Raw genomic sequence first — 19,663 nt, forward strand, 5'->3', positions numbered from 1 at the left:
CCCATCCGCGTAGGAGTTGCTCTCATGCCCACCGCCCTCCCGCTCATCGCCGTCACCATGGGCGACGGTGCCGGCATCGGCCCCGAGGTCGTCGTCGCCGCGCTGCTCGACGACGCCGTCCTGACCCGCTGCCGCCCCGTCGTCATCGGCGACGCCCTGCGGCTGCGCGAGGCCGCCCGCATCCTCGGCCTGGACTGCGACATCGCCGCCGTCGACCACCCGCGCGACGCCGAGTTCACGCCCGGCCGCGTCAACGTCGTCGACCTCGGTCTGCTCCCCGCCGACCTGGCCTGGGGCGAGCTGTCGCCGGTCGCGGGCGGCGCCGCGTACGCGTACATCGAGCGGGCCGCCGAACTCGCCGTGGCAGGCGAGGTGCACGCCATCTGCACCGCACCGCTCAACAAGGAGGCCCTGCACGCCGCGGGCCACATCTACCCCGGCCACACCGAACTCCTCGCCCACCTGACCGGGACCGAGGAGGTCTCGATGATGCTCTCCACCGAGAAGGTGAAGGTCATCCACGTCACCACCCACATCGGCCTGATCGACGCCGTCAACCGCATCGAGCCGGGCCTCGTCGAGCGCACCGTGCGCCGCGGCCACGACGCGATGGTCCGGGCCGGCACCCCGAACCCCGTCATCGGCGTCTGCGGCATCAACCCGCACGCGGGCGAGAACGGCCTGTTCGGCTACGGCGAGGAAGGCGAGAAGATCGTCCCGGCCCTGGAGAAGCTGCGCGCCGAGGGCGTCGACGCCCGGGGTCCGCTCCCCGCCGACACCGCCTTCTTCCTCGCCTCACGCGGCGACTACGACCTGATCGTGGCGATGTACCACGACCAGGGCCATGGCCCGGTCAAGGTCCTGGGCATCGAGGCGGGCGTCAACCTCACCGTGGGCCTGCCCGTCATCCGTACCTCCGTCGACCACGGCACCGCGTTCGACATCGCCGGAACGGGCACGGCGGAGGCCGGCAGCATGGTCGAGGCGCTGCGCCAGGCGGCCGAGATGGCTACGGTGCCGCCCGCCCCGCCCGCCTGAACCGCCGTCCCCCGCAGCTACCGCGCCGCCCGCGCCTACTCGTCCCCGACCGCCGCTGCCAGGCGCGCGGCGTCCCTGTCGTCGTGGTCGCCGACGGTGAGCGTGCGCTTCTTGGCGCCGCGGTAGGCGGCCCTTCCGGGGGCCGGGGCGTCGACGATGTCGATGATCGGTCCGACCGCGGCATCCGGGCGTTGGCCCAGCAGCCTCCCGAGAACCGCGGCGGCGATTTTCATGCCCTTCCCGACGTCGCCGGCGAAGCTGGAACGGACCAGCCGAGCCGGACCCCAGGTCACGTAGGCGAGGCCCGGATTCTCGCCGGTGGCCAGGAGACCGAGCAGTTCGTTCGCGCGGCGCTGCTGCGCGTTGGACCTGGTGAACGTGAACCCCTCGCGCATCTCGAGGTCGTCGAAGTCGATCGCACCGGCTCGCGCTCCGGGAACGGCCGTGTTCACGATGACCGGTCTCTCAGCCGCGCGGAGGAGCGGGGCGAGCCCCGTGACGAACAGGTACTTGGAGAGAAAGAACAGCGCCCAGGAGGCCTCATGCCCCTCGGCCGTGGTGTGTCGACGCTGCCGGATGAAGGAGGCGGCGAGAATCAGTGCGTCGATGCTCTCGTGGTGCGCCCGCAGGTGCTCGACCACGCGGCGGCTGTCGGCGACCGACGACAGATCGGCCGCGATGAACTCCGCCCGCTGCTTCGCTGACCGGTCGTCGCCCGTCACGGTCGTGAGCAGCGCGTCGAACTTGGCGCGGCTTCGCCCGATCGCCACGACGCGGTCACCCGCGCTCAGGAAGTGGCGGGCCAGCGCCGCCCCCATGCCGTCGGTGCCTCCGGTGATCACGATCGTCCTCATGCCCCTACCTCTTGTCATTTCCGGAACGCGTGTTCCGGATTAAGCCAGCACGGAGCGGAACGGGTGTTCCGATTCGGCTAGGGTGAGGGCGTGACAGAGGACCGGAAGCAGCGACGAGACGCCGTCGCCAACAGGGAACGGATCCTGGCGGCCGCGGGAGAGGCCTTCCGGGACGGCGGCATGGCCGTGGACATGCGCGCCGTCGCCGCGGCGGCGGGCGTCGGCCTGGGGACCCTCTACCGTCACTTCCCCACCCGTGAACACCTCGTGCAGGCCGCGATGGGTAGCGATCTGGCCGAACTCGCCGGGGCGGCCCTCCCGGAGGGGGCGTCCGCGATCGCCGGCCTCCGCGAGTTCTTCACCGCGACGATGGCTCAACTCTCGCGCAACAGGGCCATGGTCGATCTGCTCGTCGGCGGATCACCGTCGGATGAGGACCTCGAGCGATGCCTCGCCCACCTCACCGGGATCGGCCAACAGGCTGTCGACCGCTCCCGGACCGATCACACCCTCGCCACCGATGTGACCGCTCAGGACATCGCCTATCAACTCCTCGGACTCATCCGCATCGCGCAGCTGCTCCCCGGCTCCGACCCGCAGGCGACCGAACACCAGGTGCATCTCGCGCTGCGCGGCCTCGCCGCGAAGCCGGGACGGCCTGGCGCGGAGGGGTGATCAGGGCAGGATGTCGAGCATGTGGCGGGTCGGGCGGCGTGGTGTTCTGGGGCCCGGCGGGCCGTAGCCGAGGCGCAGCACCATGTGTACGTGCCCCGTCCCCGCCACCGGGTCGCGCAGCGGCCAGCGCAGGTCGGGCCACTCGAGGGCCTGGGTGACGAACGAGCTGGACAGCCCTTCGAGCGTCGCGGTCAGCAGGACGCGTTCCATGGCCTGCCCCGCGCGCAGCCAGTCCCGTGGCCCGTCGCCGGGGGTGGCCAGCAGCGCCAGCTGGGGGGAGCTCTCGAAATCCGCGGTCTCGCGGCCGGGCACCGGTGCGCCGCCCGCGAAGTCCCGTACGGGGGCCTTGCCACCCCGTCGGCGGGGCCCGAAGGCGTAGGGCGGCACCCCTTCGGCGGCGGACCGCGGCGTCTGGTCGGACAGCCGGGACCAGCGGGTGAGGTCCTCGGCGCTGCCGCGGTCGGTGAGGTTGCGCGCCTCGGCCTCCAGGGCCAGATCCAGCACCGTCTGGAGATGCCATCCGGAGGCGAAGGACAGCGAGACGCCCTCCGCCTCGGCCGCCGCACGGAGGGCGGCGCGCACGGATTGCGGTATCTCGGTCTCGGCGAAGGGGGAGCGGCTGGTGTGCCGGGTGTGGACGGCCGGGTACAGGGCGCCGGGGTCGTCTTCGCCGGCGCCGAGGGGGCCGGTCACCGATACGGCGGCGAGCAGGGTCGGGTCGTCGGGGTCGGGCAGCAGCAGGGTCGCCGGACGCCGGCCCGTGTGAGCGGCCGCGACGCGCAGGTTCATCAGGGCGGCGCCGCAGCCCAGGTGGAGGGCGCGGAGGTCGGCGTCGGAGTGCGGCAGGGTTCTCGTCAGGTCCGCGACCACATGGAAGAGGCCTTCGCCGCGGAAGTACTGGAAACGCCAGGGCTGCGCGTTGTGCATCGACGGAGCGGCCGCGGCATCGCGCACCAGCGCCGTCACCTCCGCGTCGGAGAGCGGGTGCCCGGTGTGGTGAATATGGGCATCCGGTCCGGGAAACACGAGGGAGACCCGTCCCGAGTCCGACCAGCGCACGTCGTACGGAGGCGTTCCGTCCTCGTGATGGACCCCGACGATCTCGCCGTCTCGCCTGGTCGCGCCGGTGGTCGGGCTTTCGACAATCAGTTGGTCGCCGATATGGGCACGCATCGGCATCCCCGCCTCTCTGCCCGTCTTCCTTCGTCCAGAATTTCACGCTCGACGAGCGATGGCATGGGCGGAATGTCCTCGCGCGGGTACCCGATGGCCCTCGCGTCGGGCCGAGTGGCCGGTGAGCGGGGCCGTGGGGCTCATGCGGCGGTGGCCGCGGGCTGCGAGGCTGGCAGTGTCCATGTGCGGCTCCGCCGCGTGGCGGACACGGGGCGGCCGGACGGCGAGTGTCCGAAAGGAGTCGGGACAATGCACCACAGGACGGTCGGGGAGCTCATGACCCGCAACGTGGTCCGGGCGCCGCGCGAGATGCCGTTCAAGGAGATCGTGGAGCTGCTGGCGGAGAACGATGTCACCGCCGTGCCGGTCGTGGACGGCTCCGGCCACCCGGTCGGTGTCGTCTCCGAGGCCGATCTGCTGCGCAAGTCCTCCGGCCAGGCCGACCCAGCCGGCCGGGTGCCGATCCCGCACCCGGAGGCGTGGGAGCGCGCGAAGACCGAGGGAACGAGGGCCGGGGAGCTGATGTCGGCGCCCGCGGTGTGCGCGCGTCCGGAGTGGGGTGTGGTCGAGGCGGCCCGTCTGATGGCCGCGAAGGGCGTCAAGCGGCTCCCGGTGGTCGACGAGGCCGACCAGCTGCTGGGCATCATCAGCCGGGCCGATCTGTTGCGGATCTTCCTGCGCCATGACGACGCGATCCGTGAGGAGATCGAGCGGGACGTGCTGCGCCGGACCTTGCGCCTGGCCCCGTCGGCGGTGACGGTCGACGTACGGGAGGGCGAGGTCACCCTGCGCGGCGCGGTGGAGTTCAGGAGCCTGGTCCCCGTCATCGAGCGGCTGTGCCGGAGCGTGGACGGGGTGGTCTCGGTCACCGAGCACATCGCCTACGGAGCCGACGACACGCAGGGGCCCGCCACCGCCGCATGAGACACAGGCGCGCCGCCATGGCGATGCGGAAGCCGTTGTGGGACGCGGCCCGGTGGCCGAGAGAAGATGGTGAAGGCACGGCTTCTTTTTGGTGCCTCTCTACAAACCTGTAGATTCTGTTTCCTCCTCATTTGGCGGGCAGTACTGGCAAGGAGATACAGATGGCGCTGTGGGACCGCATCAAGGACTCGGCCCAGACGATGCAGGCCCAGCTCACGGCGAAGAAGAACGAGTTGCGGAGCGGGGCGTTCCGGGACGCGAGCATGGCGATGTGCGCCCTGGTGGCGGCGGCGGACGGCACGATCGACCCGTCCGAGCGACAGCGCGTCGCCCAGCTCATCGCCACCAACGACGTGCTCCAGAACTTTCCCCCGGGCGACCTGCACCGCCGCTTCGAGGAGCACCTCGACAAGCTCACCGAGGACTTCCCCCTCGGCAAGGTGAGCGCGATGCAGGAGATCGGCAAGGCGAAGAGGAAGGCGGCGGAGGCGCGAGCCGTCATCCAGATCGGCATCGTCATCGGCTGCGCCGACGGACACTTCGACGACAGCGAGCGGACCGTCGTCCGCGAGGCCTGCTCGGCCCTGGACATCCCGCCGGCCGAGTTCGACCTGCACCGCGCGCTCCGAGTTCCCCGCCCGTACCGGGCCCTGGGCGAACTCCCGCAGGTGTCCGAAGACCGACTGTCACCGCGCGCGGTCTCCGGTACGGAACAGGCGGTACGCCCCGAGGCCGCCGTACCCGACGACGACCTTCAGGTCTTTCTCAAGGCACTGGCCAGCACGACGCGTCAGCGGCTGTTCGCGCACTTCGCCGGTGGGGAGGAGCTGACGGTCGGCGAGGTCGCCGAACGCGCCGGACTCGGCCCGTCGACCACCTCCGAGCACCTCGCGGTCCTCCGGCGCGGAGGCCTGCTCCAGTCGACGCGCACCGGCAAGTTGGTCCGCTACCGCGCCGACGAGGAGGGCATCGCCGAACTGCTCGGCCAGCTCCATTCCTACCTTCTCGCCCCGGCGGAACCGCAGGGCACGCGCGCTTCCCGGGGCTGAAGGCGATGCCGTGACGTCGTCGCCGACCTGGTCGGCGAAGTGCGCCATACTTGGCGATATATCCATATTCATATGTGCACTCGCCTGGCGGTCGGTCATCGCATAGACGCGCTGAGTGACCGGCCGCTGGTCGGCGTCGACGCCTGTCTCAAGTTTGCCGAGGACAGGGAAGAGGCGCGCGGGGACGAGGCCGAGGAGCGGCCCCGGCGCCGGAGGAGCCGGACAAGTGACAGGGAGCACGAGCCATGATGGCCGGGGATGGACCTGCCTGCTACGTGTACGGGGTGATACCCGACGAAGGGGCCGACCAGGCGGTCAAGGACCTGCCCGCCGTCGGGGCCCCGGACTCCCCGGTGACCTTCGTCAGGGACCGCGGGCTGGCCGCGGTGGTGAGCGAGGTGCCCATGGACCAGCCGCTCGGCACCCCGGACGACCTGCGCGCCCACGCCCGGGTGCTCGACTCCCTGGCCGCCTCGGGCCTGCCCGTGCTGCCGCTGCGGTTCGGCACGGTGGAGCGGGACCCTCGGGCCGTGGCCGAGGAACTGCTGACCGAGGGCCATGACGACTTCACCTGGGCCCTCGACCGGCTCCGGGGCAGCGCCCAGTTCACCCTCCGGGCCCGCTATGTCCAGGACGAGGTGTTGCGCGAGGTGCTCGACGAGCACGTCGAGGCCAGGCGGCTGCGGGAGGAGCTGGAAGGGCTGCCGGAGGACGCCGGATACGACCTGCGCATCCAGCTGGGGCAGCTGGTCGTGGAGGCCGTCGGCGCCAAGCGGGAGGTGGACGCCCGGGAGATCGAGCAGCGGGTGGCGCCGTTCGCGCTCGCGGTGGCGACCTCCGAGCCGGAGTCCGCCGAAGGGGTCGTGAACGCCGCCTTCCTGATCGAGGACAAGCAGCGCGGGGCGTTCGAGCAGGCGGCGGAGGAGCTGGCCCGGCGGTGGAACGGCCGGGTCCGGCTGCGGCTGCTGGGGCCGCTGGCGCCGTACGACTTCGTGGCCGACGCGCTGCGCCGGGTGGAGGAAGGCGGCTAGGCATAGGCCCGTTGACCGGATTGCTGACCCTCCCGCTCGCACCGGTGCGGCAGGAAGCCCTCCGGGAACTCCAGGCTGCTCAGCGCTCCTTGCGCGAGCGATGGAAGAGCCAGACCGCGGGTACGAACCAGCAGCTCACGAACCACACCAGGGCCGCGGCCGCCAGCCAGAACGCGGTGACATCGGACACGACGACGCGCAGGATCAGCAGCAGCGCCGACTCCACGGTGCACAGCAGCAGCACCAGTCCGGCCACGGTGAAGCGCGCCGCCACATGGACCGTCTCCGGTTTCAGCCGACGCCCGGTGACGATCCGGTGCAAGGAGACCGGTGCGATCAACGCTCCGGTGGCCGCCGCGCCCAGCAGGACGGTCACGACGTAGATGGTCCGATCCGAGTGTCCGAGACTCTGAAAGCGCGGGGTGAAGGCGACCGTGAGCAGGAAAGCGAACAGAATCTGCATGCCCGTCTGCGTCACTCGCACCTCTTGGAGCAGCTCGGCCCACCTGCGGTCGGCCCGCTGCTCCCTGGTCTCGACGCGACCGGACGGTTGCTCACGGCCGTCATGCCCCGACGCCTCGCCGTCGTCATGCATCACGCGCGCTCCTCACCCAACCGCCCTTCCCCACGGGGAGCACCTCATGCGAGCCCATACGGGTGGACAGTGATGGGCATGGACGAATGTCCGGGGCAGATTGCCGCGCAGCTGCCGGTCCAGTGGCGCAGACTTCCTCTTCACCGGAGTGCGGCCGCGAGCGCGGACCGGTTGGCCACGGTGAAGGCATGTTCGCGTTCCGACCATGCGATGCGGGAGACGATCTGCTCTGCTGAAGCGAGCCGGGGTCCCGGACCGTCAGGCTGCTCGCGCCACCAGCGAGCATTACGTGTCTGGCGGTCGAGCATCGCGTCGATGAGGCCGCCACGCGCATGCGCGTCGAGTCCGTAGGCGTCGGCAAGGATCCGTACCTGCGCACCTTGCTCGTCGGGGTGTGGGGCATCGTGTTTGGACGAGACGCACCAAGTCCAGGCCATGTATCCGAGGTCTTCGAGCGGGTCGCCGGGGGCCGCGGTGTCCAAATCGATGAAGGCCGCGGGCAGGCCGCCCACGAAGACCGTGTTGTTCGGTCCGGGATCGTGATCTCGGCGACTACGCGCGGAGAGGAAACCCCCGGCCCGCTCGACGCTGACGCCTCAGTCCGCGACTCGGCGACCCGGTGTTCATCGCAGGGTGAGCGGCGTCTCGGATTCGACGCGGGTCAGTTTCTCCGGGTTGCGGACGTAGTAGAGGCCGGTGATGCGGTCGTCCTCGACGCGGGCCGCCATGACGCCGTCGATCTCGCCGTCCAGGCGGAAGACGAGCCCCGGGTTGCCGTTGACCGTGGTCGGGCCGACGGTGACCGTGGCGGCGGTCCTGCCGAGGCCGCCGGCCAGGAAACGGATCACCTTCTCGGCGCCGATGACCGGTCGCAGCGCGGCCTGCTTGATGCCACCGCCGTCGTTGACGACGACGACCTCGGGCGCGAGCACGTCGAGCAGCCCCTGGAGGTCCCTGGTTTCCAGCGCCTGCCGGAACGCCTCCAGAGCCGCCCGGGTCCGGCTCGCGGAGACCACCGCGCGGGGGCGGCGGGCCTCGATGTGCCGGCGGGCGCGGTGGGCGATCTGGCGGACGGCGGCGGGGCTTTTGTCGACCGCGGCCGCGATCTCGTCGTAGCCGATGCCGAAGGCCTCGCGCAGGACGAAGACGGCGCGCTCGGTGGGCGACAGGGTTTCGAGGACGAGCATGAGCGCCATCGACACGCTTTCGGCGAGTTCGACGTTGTCGGCCACGTCCGGCGTGGTGAGCAACGGCTCGGGCAGCCAGGGGCCGACGTATGCCTCCTTGCGGCGTTTCATGGTGCGCAGCCGGTTGAGTGACTGCCGGGTGGTGATGCGGACCAGGTAGGCGCGCTGGTCGAGTACCTGGTCCTGGTCGACGTCGACCCAGCGCAGCCAGGTCTCCTGGAGGACGTCCTCGGCATCGGCCGCCGAGCCGAGCATCTCGTAGGCGACGGTGAAAAGCAGGTTGCGGTGGGCGACGAACGCCTCGGTCGCCGGACCGGCGGCGTGGTCGCTCATGTCCCGTCCTGGGGTGCCGGAGGCCGTCGAGCGTGCATCCACAGCAAGATCCTTTCTCTCCTCGAATGTGCTCGGCGGCCGGCTGCCGACGCGTGGTCTAGCCGGCCTGACCGGCGGTGGCCGGCGCCTGGCCGCGCTTGGTCCGCAGCACCTGGTGGCGCTTGTCGTCCTTGAACTGCCAGGTGAACGAACCGGGCTTGCGCGCCTCGTCCGCCAGTTCCTTGACGACGCCCTGGCAGGCGCGCTCCTTGATCCCGGCGGCGAGGCGGCCGCCGATGGAGTACTTGTTGGCGGTGTCGTCCTTGGAAGCGAGCTGTACGGTGGCGGCGCGACGGCCCAGGGCGATGCACTGGCCGAAGAAGCCCACGTTGATGGCCGCGGGCCGCGCACCCGCGATCCGGGCCAGCACGGTGTCGGCGGCGTGCGCTCCCAGCGGACGCGCGGTCTGGCAGCTCATGCGCAGCGGCAGATCCGACGGTGCCGCCGAATCCCCGGCCGCGACGATGCGTACGTCGTCCACGCTCGTCAGCGTTTCGTCGGTGAGCAGGCGGCCGGCGGCGTCGGTGCTCAGCCCGCTGTGCTCGGCCAGGTCCGGCACGCCGAACCCGGCGGTCCAGACGGTCACCGTGCTCGGCAGTGTGTGGCCGCCGCTGAGCCGCACGGTGTCGCGGGTCACCGCGGTCACCTTGGTGTCGGGGCCTTCGAGCACGGTCACACCGAGCTTGGCCAGCCGCTTGGCCACCGAGCGCCGAACCCGCGGATGCAGATACGGGCCCAGCGCCCCGCCGCACACCAGGGTCACCGGGCGGCCCTGTTCGGCCAGTTCGGCGGCGGTCTCGATACCGGTCGAACCGGCGCCCACCACCGCCACCGCGGCCGTCGCGGGCGCGGCGTCGACGGCCGTCCGCAGCCGCTGCGCCTCCTCCAGGGTGGCGACCGGGTAGCCGAACTCGGCCGCTCCGGGCACGCCCGGGTCGGCGCTGCCACTGCCCACCGCGTAGATCAGGTAGTCGTAGCCGACCACGCCGCCGCTCGCCATCGTCACACCGCGCCCGGGGGCGTCGATCCGCGTCACGGTGTCGACCACCAGCCGGACGCGCTCGTGCAGGACCTCCCGGTAGTCGACGACCGCCGTGTGGGACCCGCCCGCCACCTGGTGCAGGCGAACCCGCTCGACAAAGGTCGAACGCGGGTTGATCAGCGTCACTGCCACGTCGTCGCGCTGCGTCAGGCGATTGGCCGCCAGGACACCGGCGTATCCGCCGCCGATCACGACCACTTCGGTGTTGCCAGTCACGGTGTCTCCTCCGTCTCTTCGGGGCTCGGCCTCAAGACACCGCGTGTTCGGTCATTGTGACGGCATGTGAGGCAGATCACTCCGTGAGAGGCTTCGGCGACTCGGCCGCGGCGAGGCGCAGGATCGGATCGAGCAGGCCGGGGAAGCGGTCGCCCAGATCGTCGGCGCGGAGCCGGATCCGCCGGTGTCTGCCGTCGACGGTCATGCTGATCAGCCCGGCCTCGCGCATGATCCGCCAGTGGTTGGACAGCGTCGACACCGGCACGTCCAGGCCGTCGGCGAGGGCGGAACAGGTCGACTCGGGATGGCCCAGGGCCCGCCGCGCCAATTCCAGGCGCACCGGATCGCCGAGTGCGTGCAGCAGCGGCGCGAGGGTCAATGACTCGCGTGCGGGCTGGGGTAGCGGTCGCATGCCTGCACGGTATCCCATCGTTCGACAGTTCGGGATTATGGAACTATCTTTCCGGGGTGCACCCGCACCATCGGAGGGGAACAGCTGTGGCTTTAGGGATTCGATCGAACCGGGCGGCGTTGCTGACAGTGGCCTGCCTGGGCCAGTTCATGGTGCTGCTCGACAGCACCATCGTCGGCGCGGCGCTGCCCGATATGCAGCAGCGATTGCACACCCAATTGAACGGTCTGCAATGGATCGTCGACGCCTATGTGCTGCTGGTCGCCATGCTGTTGCTGTCCGGCGGCGTGTTCGCCGACCGCTTCGGCCGCAAGCGGGTGTTCCTGGCCGGCGTCGTGGTGTTCACCGCCGCGTCCGGGATGTGCGCCGCCGCACCGTCGATCGGGTGGCTGATCGTGGGACGGGTGGCGCAGGGCATCGGGGCCGCGGCGCTGAGCCCCGCCTCGCTGGCCCTGCTCGCCGCCGCGTACCCCGTTCCGCAGGAACGAGTCAAGGCGATCGGGCTGTGGGCCGGATTCAGCGGAATCGGCCTGGCCGCCGGGCCGTTGGCAGGCGGCATTCTGGTGGATGCCTTCGGCTGGCCCGCCATCTTCGTCGTCAACGCGCCGATCGGCGCGGTCCTTCTGCTGGCCGGTCTGCGCGTCCTGGGCGAGTCCCGTAATCCGGACGCGCCGGCGATCGACATCCCGGGGACGGTCCTGTCCGTCCTGGGAGTCGGGGCGCTGGCCTACGGGCTGATCGAGGGCGGTTCCCTCGGCTGGACCTCGCCGGTGATCCTGGGCAGCTTCGCCGCCGCGGTGGTGATCCTCGCCGTCTTCGTCGCCGTCGAAGGACGTCGTTCGACGCCGATGCTGCCGCTGCGGCTGTTCCGGCAGCGACTGTTCACGGTGTCCAACACGGCCATGGTCGTGGTGGGTTTCGCGCTCATGGGTTCCTCCTTCTTCTTCTCCCAGTTCTTCGTGTACGTGCAGGGCAGCTCGGTTCTGCTCGCCGGCCTGGAGACCCTGCCCGCCTCCCTCGCCATGGTGATCGTCAGCCCGTATGCGGGCCGGTTGGCCGCGAAGTACGGCTTCCGGATCGTGGTCACCACCGGTCTGGCCCTGGCCGGTCTCGGGCTGCTGGCCCTGGGCTCCGTACACGCGGACACCGGCTACGGGAATGTGTGGTGGCGGCTGGCGATCGTCGGCATCGGTTTCGCTCTGACCATGTCCCCGCTGACCGGCGCCGCCATCCAGGCGGTCAGCCCGCAGGAGGGCGGCCTCGCGTCGGGCATCAGCAGCACCACCCGGCAGATCGGTGCGGTGCTCGGCGTGGCGGTGCTCGGAGCCATCGTCCGCACCCGGGAAGCGGGCGGGGCGTCCTTCGAGGCCGGCCTCAACAGCGCCTTCGTCGCGGCCGGCGCCGTCACGATGGCCGGCGCCGTGTTCACCGGCCTGTGGCTGGCGAAGTCCGAGCCCGCGTCGCGGTCTTCCACGCCCCCGCGGCGCGACGGAAGCCGCAGTCGCACATCACTGTGAAGCCGGTCACACCATGTCACAGCCGAGGGGGGAGTGGTGTCCGGTGGGCATGACGAACTCGCAGCAGACCTCGGTGCTGATCACCGGAGGCAACAAGGGACTCGGTTTCGAAGCGGCCCGGCGCCTCGGCGAATTGGGCTGGACGGTGTTTCTCGGCTCGCGTGACGAGAGCCGAGGACGGGAGGCCGCCGGCAAACTGACCGCCGGCGGCGTGAACGTGGTCATGGTCCCGCTGGACGTGACCTCGGACGAGTCGGTGGCCGGCGCGGTACGGCTCGTCCACGAGCACACCGACCGCCTGGATGTGCTCATCAACAACGCGGGCGCGCCCGGACACATCGTCGCGCCCGCGGACGCGACGGCCGACGAAATCCATGACGTCTACGACACCAACGTCTACGGCCCGATCCGGGTGACGCATGCGTTCCTGCCGCTGCTGCGGGCGGCGGAGCAGCCGCGGGTGGTGATGGTGTCCAGCGGTGGCGGCTCCTTCGCGGTCGTGACCGATCCGGACCAGCCGGTCTCGGCGATGCACGAGCTCGCCTACAGCTCGTCGAAAGCGGCGCTGAACATGATTACCGTCCGGTATGCCCAAGCCCTCCCGGAGATCAAGTTCAACGTCGCCACCCCCGGAGAAGTCGCCAACCGCAAATTCGCCGCCACCGATATGAACCACCACACCGGCCAGCTCACCGTCACCGAGGGCACCGACTCGATCGTCAGGCTCGCGACGCTCGACGCCGACGGGCCGACCGGGACCTTCATCGACCGCCTCGGGCCGGTCGCTTGGTGACCGTCGTGCGGCGTGGCCTGCTCAGTCGATATGCGCCGGTGTCCGCAGGACTCGGTCGTGGCCGACCTGGCGGACCGGTCCGGTGAGGTGGACGGTGGCGACGAGGCGGATGTCGGTGCGGGAGGCGCCGACCATGACGGTGATCTCGCCGGGTTCGACGATGCGGCGCAGGTCGGGGCCGGTGTAGCCGAGCCGGTCGGCGTGCAGGCGGAAGGTGACCCGGCGCTGCTCGCCCGCGGCCAGCCGGACGCGTGAGTAGCCCGTCAACTGGGTCACGGGGCGGGGGAGTCGGGCCACCGGGTCGGCGGTGTAGAGCTGTACGACCTCGGCGCCGGCGCGGTCGCCGGTGTTACGGACGACGCAGCTGACCTCCACCTCGCCGTCGGTGGCCATCTCCTCGGAGCTCACGGTCAGTTCGTCATAGGCGACGGTGGTGTACGACAGGCCGTGGCCGAAGGGGTAGGCCGGAGTCGGGTCGAGGTTGCTGACGCCCTGGCTGTTGCCGCCCAACGGGGCGTGCAGATAGGTCCCGGGCTGGCCGCCGGGCGTTCGCGGGATCTGCACCGGCAGCTTGCCCGACGGGGTGACACGGCCCGACAGCATTCCGGCCAGTGCGGCTCCGCCCTCCTCGCCGGGGAAGAACGCCTGGACGACGGCGGCGGCGCGGTCGGCGTGGGCGCCGAGGGCGTACGGGCGGCCGGAGACCACGAGCAGCACCAGCGGGGTGCCGGTGTCCAGCAGGGCCGCCACCAGCTCCGCCTGCACCCCGGGCAGGGAGAGGTCCTCGGCGTCGCAGCCCTCGCCCGAGGTGCCGCCGCCGAAGAGGCCGGCGCGGTCGCCGACCACGGCGACGCAGACATCCGCTCCGCGTGCCGCCGCCACCGCCGCGTCGAAGCCGCTGCGGTCCGCGTCCTTGACCGGGCAGCCGCGCTCGTACGTGATCGATGTCCCGGGCAGCTCGGCGGCGAGGGCATGGAGCAGGGAGCGGGTCTCGACGCCGTTGTCGTGGCCTGGGTGGTGGGGGAGGACGTGGTTGGGGAAGGAGTAGCAGCCGAAGAAGGCGTTGGGGTCGTCGGCGCAGGGGCCGACGAGGGCGATGGAGGCGGTGTCCGCGGCCAGGGGCAGCACGCCGGTTCGGTTGTCGAGCAGCACGATGCTCTGCTCGGCGAGCTCGCGGGCGATGGCCCGGTGGGCGGGCGGGTCCAGGTCGACCGGTCCGTCGGCGGTTTCGATGTCGGGGCTGAAGTCGGCGTCGAGCAGGCCGAGTTCGGCCTTCTGTCGGAGCACTCGGCGCACCGCCCGGTCGACGAGGTGCTCCGGTACGGTGCCGTCGCGGACGAGCTCGGCGAGGGGCTCGCCGTAGCAGAGGGTGTCGGGCAGCTCGACGTCGATGCCCGCCTCCAGCGCCCGGGCGCCGGCCTCCCCGTCCGTCGCCGCGATGCGGTGCATGGTGCGCAGGAATGCGACGGACCAGTAGTCGGACACGACCGTGCCCTCGAAACCCCACTCCTCGCGCAGCAGCCGGGTGAGGAGTCCGGCGTCGGCTCCGGCCGGCATGCCGTCCACATCGGCGTAGGAGTTCATCACCGAGCGCGCCCCGCCGTCACGGATGGCCATCTCGAACGGAGGCAGGATGACGTCGGCGAACTCACGGGGGCCCATGGAGACCGGGGCGTGGTTGCGGGCCGCCTTGGAGGCGGAGTAGCCGGCGAAGTGTTTGAGGGTGGCGATGATCCCGGCGCTCTCCAGGCCGCGCACATAGGCGGTGCCGGTGGTGGCCACCAGGTAGGGGTCCTCGCCGAGGGTCTCCTCCACCCGCCCCCAGCGGTAGTCGCGGACGACGTCCAGGACGGGGGACAGGCCCTGGTGCACGCCGACTTGGCGCATGCTCGTACCGATGGCGTGCGCCATGCGCTCGACCAGCTCCGGGTCGAAGGCGGCGGCCCAGGCGAGCGCGGCGGGGAAGACGGTGGCGCGGTAGGCGGTGAATCCGGTCAGGCACTCCTCGTGCGCGATGGCGGGGATGCCGAGCCGGGTGGTCTCCCGCAACCCGCGCTGGAGCGCGGCGAGGTGGCGTACGCCGTCGGCGGGTTCGACCGGCTTGGTGCCGAACGGGCGGGTGAGGTGGCCCAGGCCGTGTTTGCTCGCCGCGGGAAAGTCGGTGTGCCGGGCGAACACGTCCTGCATGGGCGCCACATTGCCGCTGACGCGTTCGACGCCGGGCCAGACGCTGCCGAGCTGGGCGAGTTTCTCCTCCAGGGTCATCTCCGTGAGGAGGGCCTCGACCCTGTCGTCGCGCGGGCAGGCCGGATCGGCCCAAGGTGTGGTCATGGTGGGTCCCTCGGGATGGTGGCTCCGGACGCGGAGTCAGGAGCGTGTGGGCGGCGGGGCGGTGGAGGCCCGGACGATCAGCTGGGTGGCCAGCTCCACGCGGTGGCTGTCCAGCGGTTCGCCGCGGGAGAGCCGTAGCAGGGTGCGCAGCGCGGCGCGGCCGATCTCGGCGAAGGGCTGACGGACGGTGGTCAGTGGCGGGGCGGAGGTGGCGGCCGCGGAGGCGTCGTCGAAGCCGACGACGCTGACGTCCTCCGGGACACGGAGTCCGTGTGCCCGGGCGGCCTCGATGACGCCGAACGCCTCCAGGTCGTTGCCGGTGAAGACCGCGGTGGGCGGGTCGTCCATGGCGAAGAGCTCGAGTGCGGCCCGGTAGGCGGGTTCGAAGCGGAAGTCGGCTCGCTTGATGAGGCGGGGGTCCGGAGTGACACCGGCGCCGGTCAGCGCGGCCTGATAGCCGTGCAGCCGGGCGGTGTTGCACACGGCGTCGTGCCGGCCCTCGATCATCGCGATCCGTCGGTGGCCGAGTTTCAGCAGGTGTTCGGTGGCGGCCATGCCACCGCTGAAGTTGGTGGCGCCGATGCTCGGCACGCTGTCGTCGGGCACGTTCATCGGGTCGACCAGCACCAGCGGGATGCCGGCCTGCGCGAACTGGGCCCGCTGCCGAGGGGTGAGCTCGGACGTCACGAGGATGAGGCCCTCCCGCCCGGCGTTGGTGATCTTCCGGGCCCAGGTGGCACCGAGTGGATCGTCGGGTGTCACCCCGATGACGACATCGACGCCCGCCTCGGCCGCCGCCTCGGTCACCCCTCTGGTGATCTCCAGATTGTTGGGGTTGACCAGCTGGTCGAAGGTGAGGTCGATGGTGCGTACCGGCGCCTGGGCGCCGCCTGGTCCGCGCGCGACGTAGTCGTGCTCGACCAGCAGCCGCTCGATGCGTGCGCGGGTCTCCGGGGATACGTCGCTGCGGCCGTTGACCACCTTCGACACCGTGGCCACGGAGACTCCGGCTGCTTCGGCGATGCCGGTCAGCGTCGTCCGGCTTCGCTCGACGCCTCGCTTCGCCATGCTGTTCCTTTCGGTGATGTACGAGGGACGTTAGCGCAAGGTTTCGACGTGGTCCAGAGTGGTTTTCGGGTGCGCTGCGGGGAGAATCCCGTGCTCTCTGGGAAATTGAATGCCGCCCACGTCTTGACCTCGACTCGACGCCCTCCTACTTTGTCGGCCAGAAAACGCAGAGGTTTCGAAAAGTTTCGAGCCGCGAAACGGCAAGCCGCGACGGCGGTGCCGCAGCACGCGAACGAACCTCTGGAGAGCGAAGGAGCTCACGATGGCCACGAGAATTCCCATCCGTGTCATGGGCACCGCGGCTGCCGCCGCCCTGGCCCTGACCGTATCGGCCTGCGGCAGCGGCGGGCGCGCCGCCGGGGGCGGCTCCGGTGGCGACACCCTGGTCTGGGCTCTGACCCAGGGCTCCGAGGCGACCTTCCGCGCCTCGGCGACCGAGTGGAACAAGGCCCACCCGGACCGCAAGATCGACATCCAGTACTTCCAGAACGACCCCTACAAGCAGAAGCTGCGCACGGCCGTCGGCGCCGGCAACGGCCCGGTGCTCTTCGAGAACTGGGGCGGCGGCGGGCTGAAGAGCTATGTCGACGCGGGCAAGGTCGCCGATCTCACGCCCGAGCTGAACAAGAGCCCGCAGTGGAAGAACCGCATCTTCCCGTCCGTGCTGAAGTCCACCACCTTCGACGGCAAGGTCTACGGTGTCCCGGTCAACGGTGTGCAGCCCGTCGTCCTCTACTACAACAAGCAGCTGTTCGAGAAGGTGGGCGCACAGCCGCCGAAGACCTGGGACGAGCTGCTCGCCCTGGTGAAGAAGTTCAAGGCCCGGGGCATCGCCCCGCTCTCCATGGGCGGCGCGTCGAAATGGCCCGACCTGATGTGGCTGGAGTACCTGGTCGACCGCATCGGCGGACCCGAGGTGTTCGCGAACATCGCGGCCGGGAAGAAGGGCGCCTGGTCCGACCCGGCCGTCCTCGAGGCCGCCCGGATGATCAAGCAGCTGGTCGACGCCGGTGGCTTCGCCAAGGGCTTCACCTCCGTCACCGCCGACACCGGCCAGGCCGAGGCCCAGGTGTACACCGGCAAGGCCGCGATGACCCTCCAGGGCAGCTGGGCGTTCAGCACCATCGCCACCGGCTCCCCGAAGTTCGTCTCCGAGGGACACCTGGGCTGGTCCTCGTTCCCGGCCGTCGCGGGCGGCAAGGGCGACGCGGGCGACGTCGTCGGCAACCCCGCCAACTTCTCCTCCATGTCCGCGCAGGCGAGCCCCAAGGAGAAGAAGGCCGCGGTGTCGTACCTCAAGGACGGCGTCTACAACGACACCTACGTCGACAACCTCCTCAAGAACGGCGACGTCCCTCCCGTGAAGGGCCTGGACGCCGAGCTCAAGGCCGGCGACAACGCGGACTGGACGACCTACGTCTACCACCTGACCCGCGACGCCGAGAACTTCCAGCTCTCCTGGGACCAGGCGCTCGCCCCCGAACTCGGCAACGACCTGCTCACCCACCTCGACCAGCTCTTCCTCGGGCAGATCAGCCCCGAGACATTCTGCGAGCAGATGGACAAGGCAGCCGGATGAGCGCCACCAAAGCAACCCCGGCCGGCCGGCGGGGCGGCCCGCCCTTCCTCATGGCCGTCCCGGCACTCGCCCTGTTCGCCCTGTTCGCGCTCGTGCCCATGGCGATCGTCGGCTATCTGAGCTTCACCCGCTGGGACGGCCTGGGCGCCCCGGCCTGGGCCGGCACCGACAACTGGCACACGGCCCTCACCAGCGATGTCACCCGCCACGCCCTATGGCTCACCGCCAAGTTCATGCTGGTCTCCTGGCTGGTGCAGACCCCGATCAGCCTGCTGCTGGGCGTCTTCGTCGCGGGCAGGCAGCGCTACCGCGCCCTGCTGGCCGTCTTCTACTTCGTCCCGCTGCTGATCTCCTCGGCCGCGATCGCCATCATCTTCAAGAACCTCCTGGACCCCAACTTCGGCCTGGGCGCCGGACTGAACCTGCCCCTGCTGAACCAGAACTGGCTGGGCGATCCCCAACTCGCCTTCTACGCGGTCGTGTTCGTCATCGCCTGGCAGTTCGTGCCGTTCCACACCCTGCTCTACCAGGCCGGCGCCCGGCAGATCCCCGCCTCCCTCTACGAGGCCGCGTCCATCGACGGCGCGGGCAGGCTCGCCCAGTTCTGGCACATCACCCTGCCCCAGCTGCGCTACACGATCGTCACCTCCTCGACGCTGATGCTGGTCGGCTCGCTGACCTACTTCGACCTGGTGTTCGTCCTCACCGGAGGCGGCCCCGGCTATGCCACCCGGCTGCTTCCGCTGGACATGTACATCACCGGCTTCCAGAGCAATGAGATGGGCCTGGCCAGCGCCATCTCCGTCATCCTGGTCGCCGCCGGACTCCTCATCTCGCTGATCGTCGTCCGCTTCTCCGGCTTCTCGCGCATGCGAAGCCAGCAGGCAGGTATGTGATGTCCGCCCTCTCCCACGTCCCGCAGGCAGACACCGGGACCAGCCGGCCCCGCCCGGCCGCCGGGCTGTCGGCGTCACCCGGACGCCTGGCACGACTGCGCCGGACCAACCCCCTCGGCGCCCTGGGCGGACTGGTCTGGCTGGCCATCGTCCTCGTGCCGGTGTACTGGGTGGTCGTCACCAGCCTGCGCACCCGCGAGGGCTTCTTCGACGCCAACCCCCTCGCGCTGCCCACACACCCGACCCTGGACAACTACCGCCAGGTCCTCGACAACGACTTCACGCACTACCTGTGGAACAGCGTCGTGGTCACGGCCGGAGCGACACTGCTGACGCTCGCGGTGTCCTTCCTGGCGGCGTACGCGATCGTGCGCGGCACGAGCCGGGCGCTGCGCTGGGCCTTCAGCGTCTTTCTGCTCGGCCTCGCCATCCCGCTGCAAGCCACGATCATCCCGGTGTACTACCTGATCGCCAAGGCGCAGATGTACGACACCCTCGCGGCGATCGTGCTTCCCTCCGCGGCGTTCGCGATCCCGATCACCGTGATCATCCTGGTCAACTTTCTGCGCGACATCCCCGACGAGCTGTACGAGTCGATGCGGGCCGACGGCGCCGGACACTGGCGCATGCTGTGGAGCCTCGCGCTGCCCCTCTCCCGGCCCGCCCTGATCACGGTCACGATCTACGACGCGCTCAACGTCTGGAACGGCTTCCTCTTCCCGCTGATCCTCACCCAGAGCCCCGACAAGCGCGTCCTGCCGTTGTTCGTGTGGGGCTTCCAGGGCGAGTTCACGGTCAACGTCCCCGCGGTCCTCGCCGCGGTCGTCCTGTCCACCATGCCCATCCTCGCCCTGTACATCGTGGGCCGCCGCCAGCTCATCAGCGGCCTGACCGCGGGCTTCGGCAAGTAG

18 protein-coding genes and 2 pseudogenes are annotated in these 19,663 nt (G+C 70.6%); 11 read left to right on the top strand and 9 right to left on the bottom strand.

The features are described 5' to 3' along the window. Window positions 1–24: 24 nt before the first annotated feature. Complete coding sequence (gene pdxA, locus ABTY62_RS01095; protein ID WP_352127210.1) at window positions 25–1,038, top strand: 4-hydroxythreonine-4-phosphate dehydrogenase PdxA; 1,014 nt, start codon at window positions 25–27, stop codon at window positions 1,036–1,038. Between the two features lie 35 nt (window positions 1,039–1,073). Here the strand turns inward: pdxA and ABTY62_RS01100 are convergent, their stop codons facing one another. Then, window positions 1,074–1,892 carry an SDR family NAD(P)-dependent oxidoreductase gene (locus tag ABTY62_RS01100; RefSeq protein ID WP_352127211.1) on the bottom strand — a complete coding sequence of 273 codons (819 nt, stop codon included), beginning with the start codon at window positions 1,890–1,892 and terminating at the stop codon, window positions 1,074–1,076. Between the two features lie 90 nt (window positions 1,893–1,982). Between ABTY62_RS01100 and ABTY62_RS01105 the strand changes: the two genes are divergently transcribed. Then, a complete protein-coding gene (locus ABTY62_RS01105) occupies window positions 1,983–2,567 on the top strand; it encodes a TetR/AcrR family transcriptional regulator (protein WP_352127213.1) in 585 nt (194 codons plus the stop codon). On the opposite strand, the gene ABTY62_RS01110 is transcribed toward ABTY62_RS01105, so the two are convergent. Next, complete coding sequence (locus tag ABTY62_RS01110) at window positions 2,568–3,740, bottom strand: Acg family FMN-binding oxidoreductase (protein WP_502997379.1); 1,173 nt, start codon at window positions 3,738–3,740, stop codon at window positions 2,568–2,570. A 249-nt stretch (window positions 3,741–3,989) separates the two neighbouring features. On the opposite strand from ABTY62_RS01110, the gene ABTY62_RS01115 reads away from it, so the two are divergent. From ABTY62_RS01115 to ABTY62_RS01130, 4 genes and pseudogenes are all read left to right on the top strand, one after another. Next, window positions 3,990–4,664, top strand: coding sequence for a CBS domain-containing protein (locus ABTY62_RS01115; protein WP_352127215.1), 675 nt, complete (start codon window positions 3,990–3,992; stop codon window positions 4,662–4,664). 161 nt (window positions 4,665–4,825) lie between these two features. Further along, window positions 4,826–5,278: pseudogene (locus ABTY62_RS01120) on the top strand (tellurite resistance TerB family protein); the annotation flags it as partial. 54 nt (window positions 5,279–5,332) lie between these two features. Continuing rightward, the gene (locus tag ABTY62_RS01125; protein ID WP_352127455.1) at window positions 5,333–5,713 is read left to right on the top strand and encodes an ArsR/SmtB family transcription factor; all 381 of its coding nucleotides are present in this window, start codon (window positions 5,333–5,335) and stop codon (window positions 5,711–5,713) included. Between the two features lie 245 nt (window positions 5,714–5,958). Then, window positions 5,959–6,744, top strand: coding sequence for a GvpL/GvpF family gas vesicle protein (locus tag ABTY62_RS01130; RefSeq protein WP_352127216.1), 786 nt, complete (start codon window positions 5,959–5,961; stop codon window positions 6,742–6,744). Between the two features lie 79 nt (window positions 6,745–6,823). On the opposite strand, the gene ABTY62_RS01135 is transcribed toward ABTY62_RS01130, so the two are convergent. The 5 genes and pseudogenes from ABTY62_RS01135 to ABTY62_RS01155 form a co-directional block, all read right to left on the bottom strand. After that, the gene (locus ABTY62_RS01135) at window positions 6,824–7,339 is read right to left on the bottom strand and encodes a DUF6328 family protein (RefSeq protein ID WP_352127456.1); all 516 of its coding nucleotides are present in this window, start codon (window positions 7,337–7,339) and stop codon (window positions 6,824–6,826) included. A gap of 140 nt (window positions 7,340–7,479) precedes the next feature. Next, window positions 7,480–7,866, bottom strand: a pseudogene (locus tag ABTY62_RS01140) (phosphotransferase); the annotation flags it as partial. Window positions 7,867–7,962: 96 nt separating this feature from the next. Further along, complete coding sequence (locus tag ABTY62_RS01145; RefSeq protein WP_352127217.1) at window positions 7,963–8,859, bottom strand: RNA polymerase sigma-70 factor; 897 nt, start codon at window positions 8,857–8,859, stop codon at window positions 7,963–7,965. Between the two features lie 97 nt (window positions 8,860–8,956). Continuing rightward, a complete protein-coding gene (locus ABTY62_RS01150; protein WP_352127218.1) occupies window positions 8,957–10,156 on the bottom strand; it encodes an NAD(P)/FAD-dependent oxidoreductase in 1,200 nt (399 codons plus the stop codon). 76 nt (window positions 10,157–10,232) lie between these two features. Beyond that, complete coding sequence (locus ABTY62_RS01155) at window positions 10,233–10,568, bottom strand: ArsR/SmtB family transcription factor (protein ID WP_352127219.1); 336 nt, start codon at window positions 10,566–10,568, stop codon at window positions 10,233–10,235. A gap of 119 nt (window positions 10,569–10,687) precedes the next feature. Here ABTY62_RS01155 and ABTY62_RS01160 point away from each other — a divergent pair, with 119 nt between their 5' ends. Beyond that, on the top strand, window positions 10,688–12,085 hold the full coding sequence (locus tag ABTY62_RS01160) for a DHA2 family efflux MFS transporter permease subunit (protein WP_352127220.1): 1,398 nt from the start codon (window positions 10,688–10,690) through the stop codon (window positions 12,083–12,085). A 49-nt stretch (window positions 12,086–12,134) separates the two neighbouring features. After that, on the top strand, window positions 12,135–12,878 hold the full coding sequence (locus ABTY62_RS01165) for an SDR family oxidoreductase (protein WP_352127221.1): 744 nt from the start codon (window positions 12,135–12,137) through the stop codon (window positions 12,876–12,878). A gap of 21 nt (window positions 12,879–12,899) precedes the next feature. On the opposite strand, the gene ABTY62_RS01170 is transcribed toward ABTY62_RS01165, so the two are convergent. Both ABTY62_RS01170 and ABTY62_RS01175 read right to left on the bottom strand, forming a co-directional pair. Further along, complete coding sequence (locus tag ABTY62_RS01170) at window positions 12,900–15,209, bottom strand: beta-xylosidase/alpha-l-arabinosidase (protein WP_352127222.1); 2,310 nt, start codon at window positions 15,207–15,209, stop codon at window positions 12,900–12,902. A gap of 36 nt (window positions 15,210–15,245) precedes the next feature. After that, window positions 15,246–16,277: a LacI family DNA-binding transcriptional regulator gene (locus ABTY62_RS01175; protein ID WP_352127223.1), complete on the bottom strand. Its 1,032-nt coding sequence runs from the start codon at window positions 16,275–16,277 to the stop codon at window positions 15,246–15,248. Between the two features lie 262 nt (window positions 16,278–16,539). Between ABTY62_RS01175 and ABTY62_RS01180 the strand changes: the two genes are divergently transcribed. The 3 genes from ABTY62_RS01180 to ABTY62_RS01190 are packed head-to-tail and all read left to right on the top strand — an operon-like array spanning window position 16,540 to window position 19,663. Then, window positions 16,540–17,856, top strand: a complete 1,317-nt coding sequence (locus tag ABTY62_RS01180) for an extracellular solute-binding protein (protein ID WP_352127224.1) — start codon at window positions 16,540–16,542, stop codon at window positions 17,854–17,856. After that, complete coding sequence (locus ABTY62_RS01185) at window positions 17,853–18,752, top strand: carbohydrate ABC transporter permease (protein ID WP_352127225.1); 900 nt, start codon at window positions 17,853–17,855, stop codon at window positions 18,750–18,752. Before ABTY62_RS01180 ends, ABTY62_RS01185 begins: the two co-directional genes overlap by 4 nt. Continuing rightward, the gene (locus ABTY62_RS01190; protein ID WP_352127226.1) at window positions 18,752–19,663 is read left to right on the top strand and encodes a carbohydrate ABC transporter permease; all 912 of its coding nucleotides are present in this window, start codon (window positions 18,752–18,754) and stop codon (window positions 19,661–19,663) included. The genes ABTY62_RS01185 and ABTY62_RS01190 overlap by 1 nt, the downstream gene beginning before the upstream one ends.

Origin of the sequence: Streptomyces sp. NPDC097640, assembly GCF_040302705.1 — a bacterium.
In the GTDB taxonomy this organism is placed as follows: Bacteria; Actinomycetota; Actinomycetes; order Streptomycetales; family Streptomycetaceae; genus Streptomyces.

Excerpts from the sequence above, each read along its gene's own strand:
- pdxA (WP_352127210.1), top strand. The coding sequence starts at position 25 with ATGCCCACCGCCCTCCCGCTCATCGCCGTCACCATGGGCGACGGTGCC.
- ABTY62_RS01100 (WP_352127211.1), bottom strand. The coding sequence starts at position 1,892 with ATGAGGACGATCGTGATCACCGGAGGCACCGACGGCATGGGGGCGGCG.
- ABTY62_RS01110 (WP_502997379.1), bottom strand. The coding sequence starts at position 3,740 with ATGCGTGCCCATATCGGCGACCAACTGATTGTCGAAAGCCCGACCACC.
- ABTY62_RS01115 (WP_352127215.1), top strand. The coding sequence starts at position 3,990 with ATGCACCACAGGACGGTCGGGGAGCTCATGACCCGCAACGTGGTCCGG.
- ABTY62_RS01130 (WP_352127216.1), top strand. The coding sequence starts at position 5,959 with ATGATGGCCGGGGATGGACCTGCCTGCTACGTGTACGGGGTGATACCC.
- ABTY62_RS01135 (WP_352127456.1), bottom strand. The coding sequence starts at position 7,339 with ATGCATGACGACGGCGAGGCGTCGGGGCATGACGGCCGTGAGCAACCG.
- ABTY62_RS01145 (WP_352127217.1), bottom strand. The coding sequence starts at position 8,859 with ATGAGCGACCACGCCGCCGGTCCGGCGACCGAGGCGTTCGTCGCCCAC.
- ABTY62_RS01155 (WP_352127219.1), bottom strand. The coding sequence starts at position 10,568 with ATGCGACCGCTACCCCAGCCCGCACGCGAGTCATTGACCCTCGCGCCG.
- ABTY62_RS01165 (WP_352127221.1), top strand. The coding sequence starts at position 12,135 with ATGACGAACTCGCAGCAGACCTCGGTGCTGATCACCGGAGGCAACAAG.
- ABTY62_RS01170 (WP_352127222.1), bottom strand. The coding sequence starts at position 15,209 with ATGACCACACCTTGGGCCGATCCGGCCTGCCCGCGCGACGACAGGGTC.
- ABTY62_RS01175 (WP_352127223.1), bottom strand. The coding sequence starts at position 16,277 with ATGGCGAAGCGAGGCGTCGAGCGAAGCCGGACGACGCTGACCGGCATC.
- ABTY62_RS01180 (WP_352127224.1), top strand. The coding sequence starts at position 16,540 with ATGGCCACGAGAATTCCCATCCGTGTCATGGGCACCGCGGCTGCCGCC.
- ABTY62_RS01185 (WP_352127225.1), top strand. The coding sequence starts at position 17,853 with ATGAGCGCCACCAAAGCAACCCCGGCCGGCCGGCGGGGCGGCCCGCCC.
- ABTY62_RS01190 (WP_352127226.1), top strand. The coding sequence starts at position 18,752 with ATGTCCGCCCTCTCCCACGTCCCGCAGGCAGACACCGGGACCAGCCGG.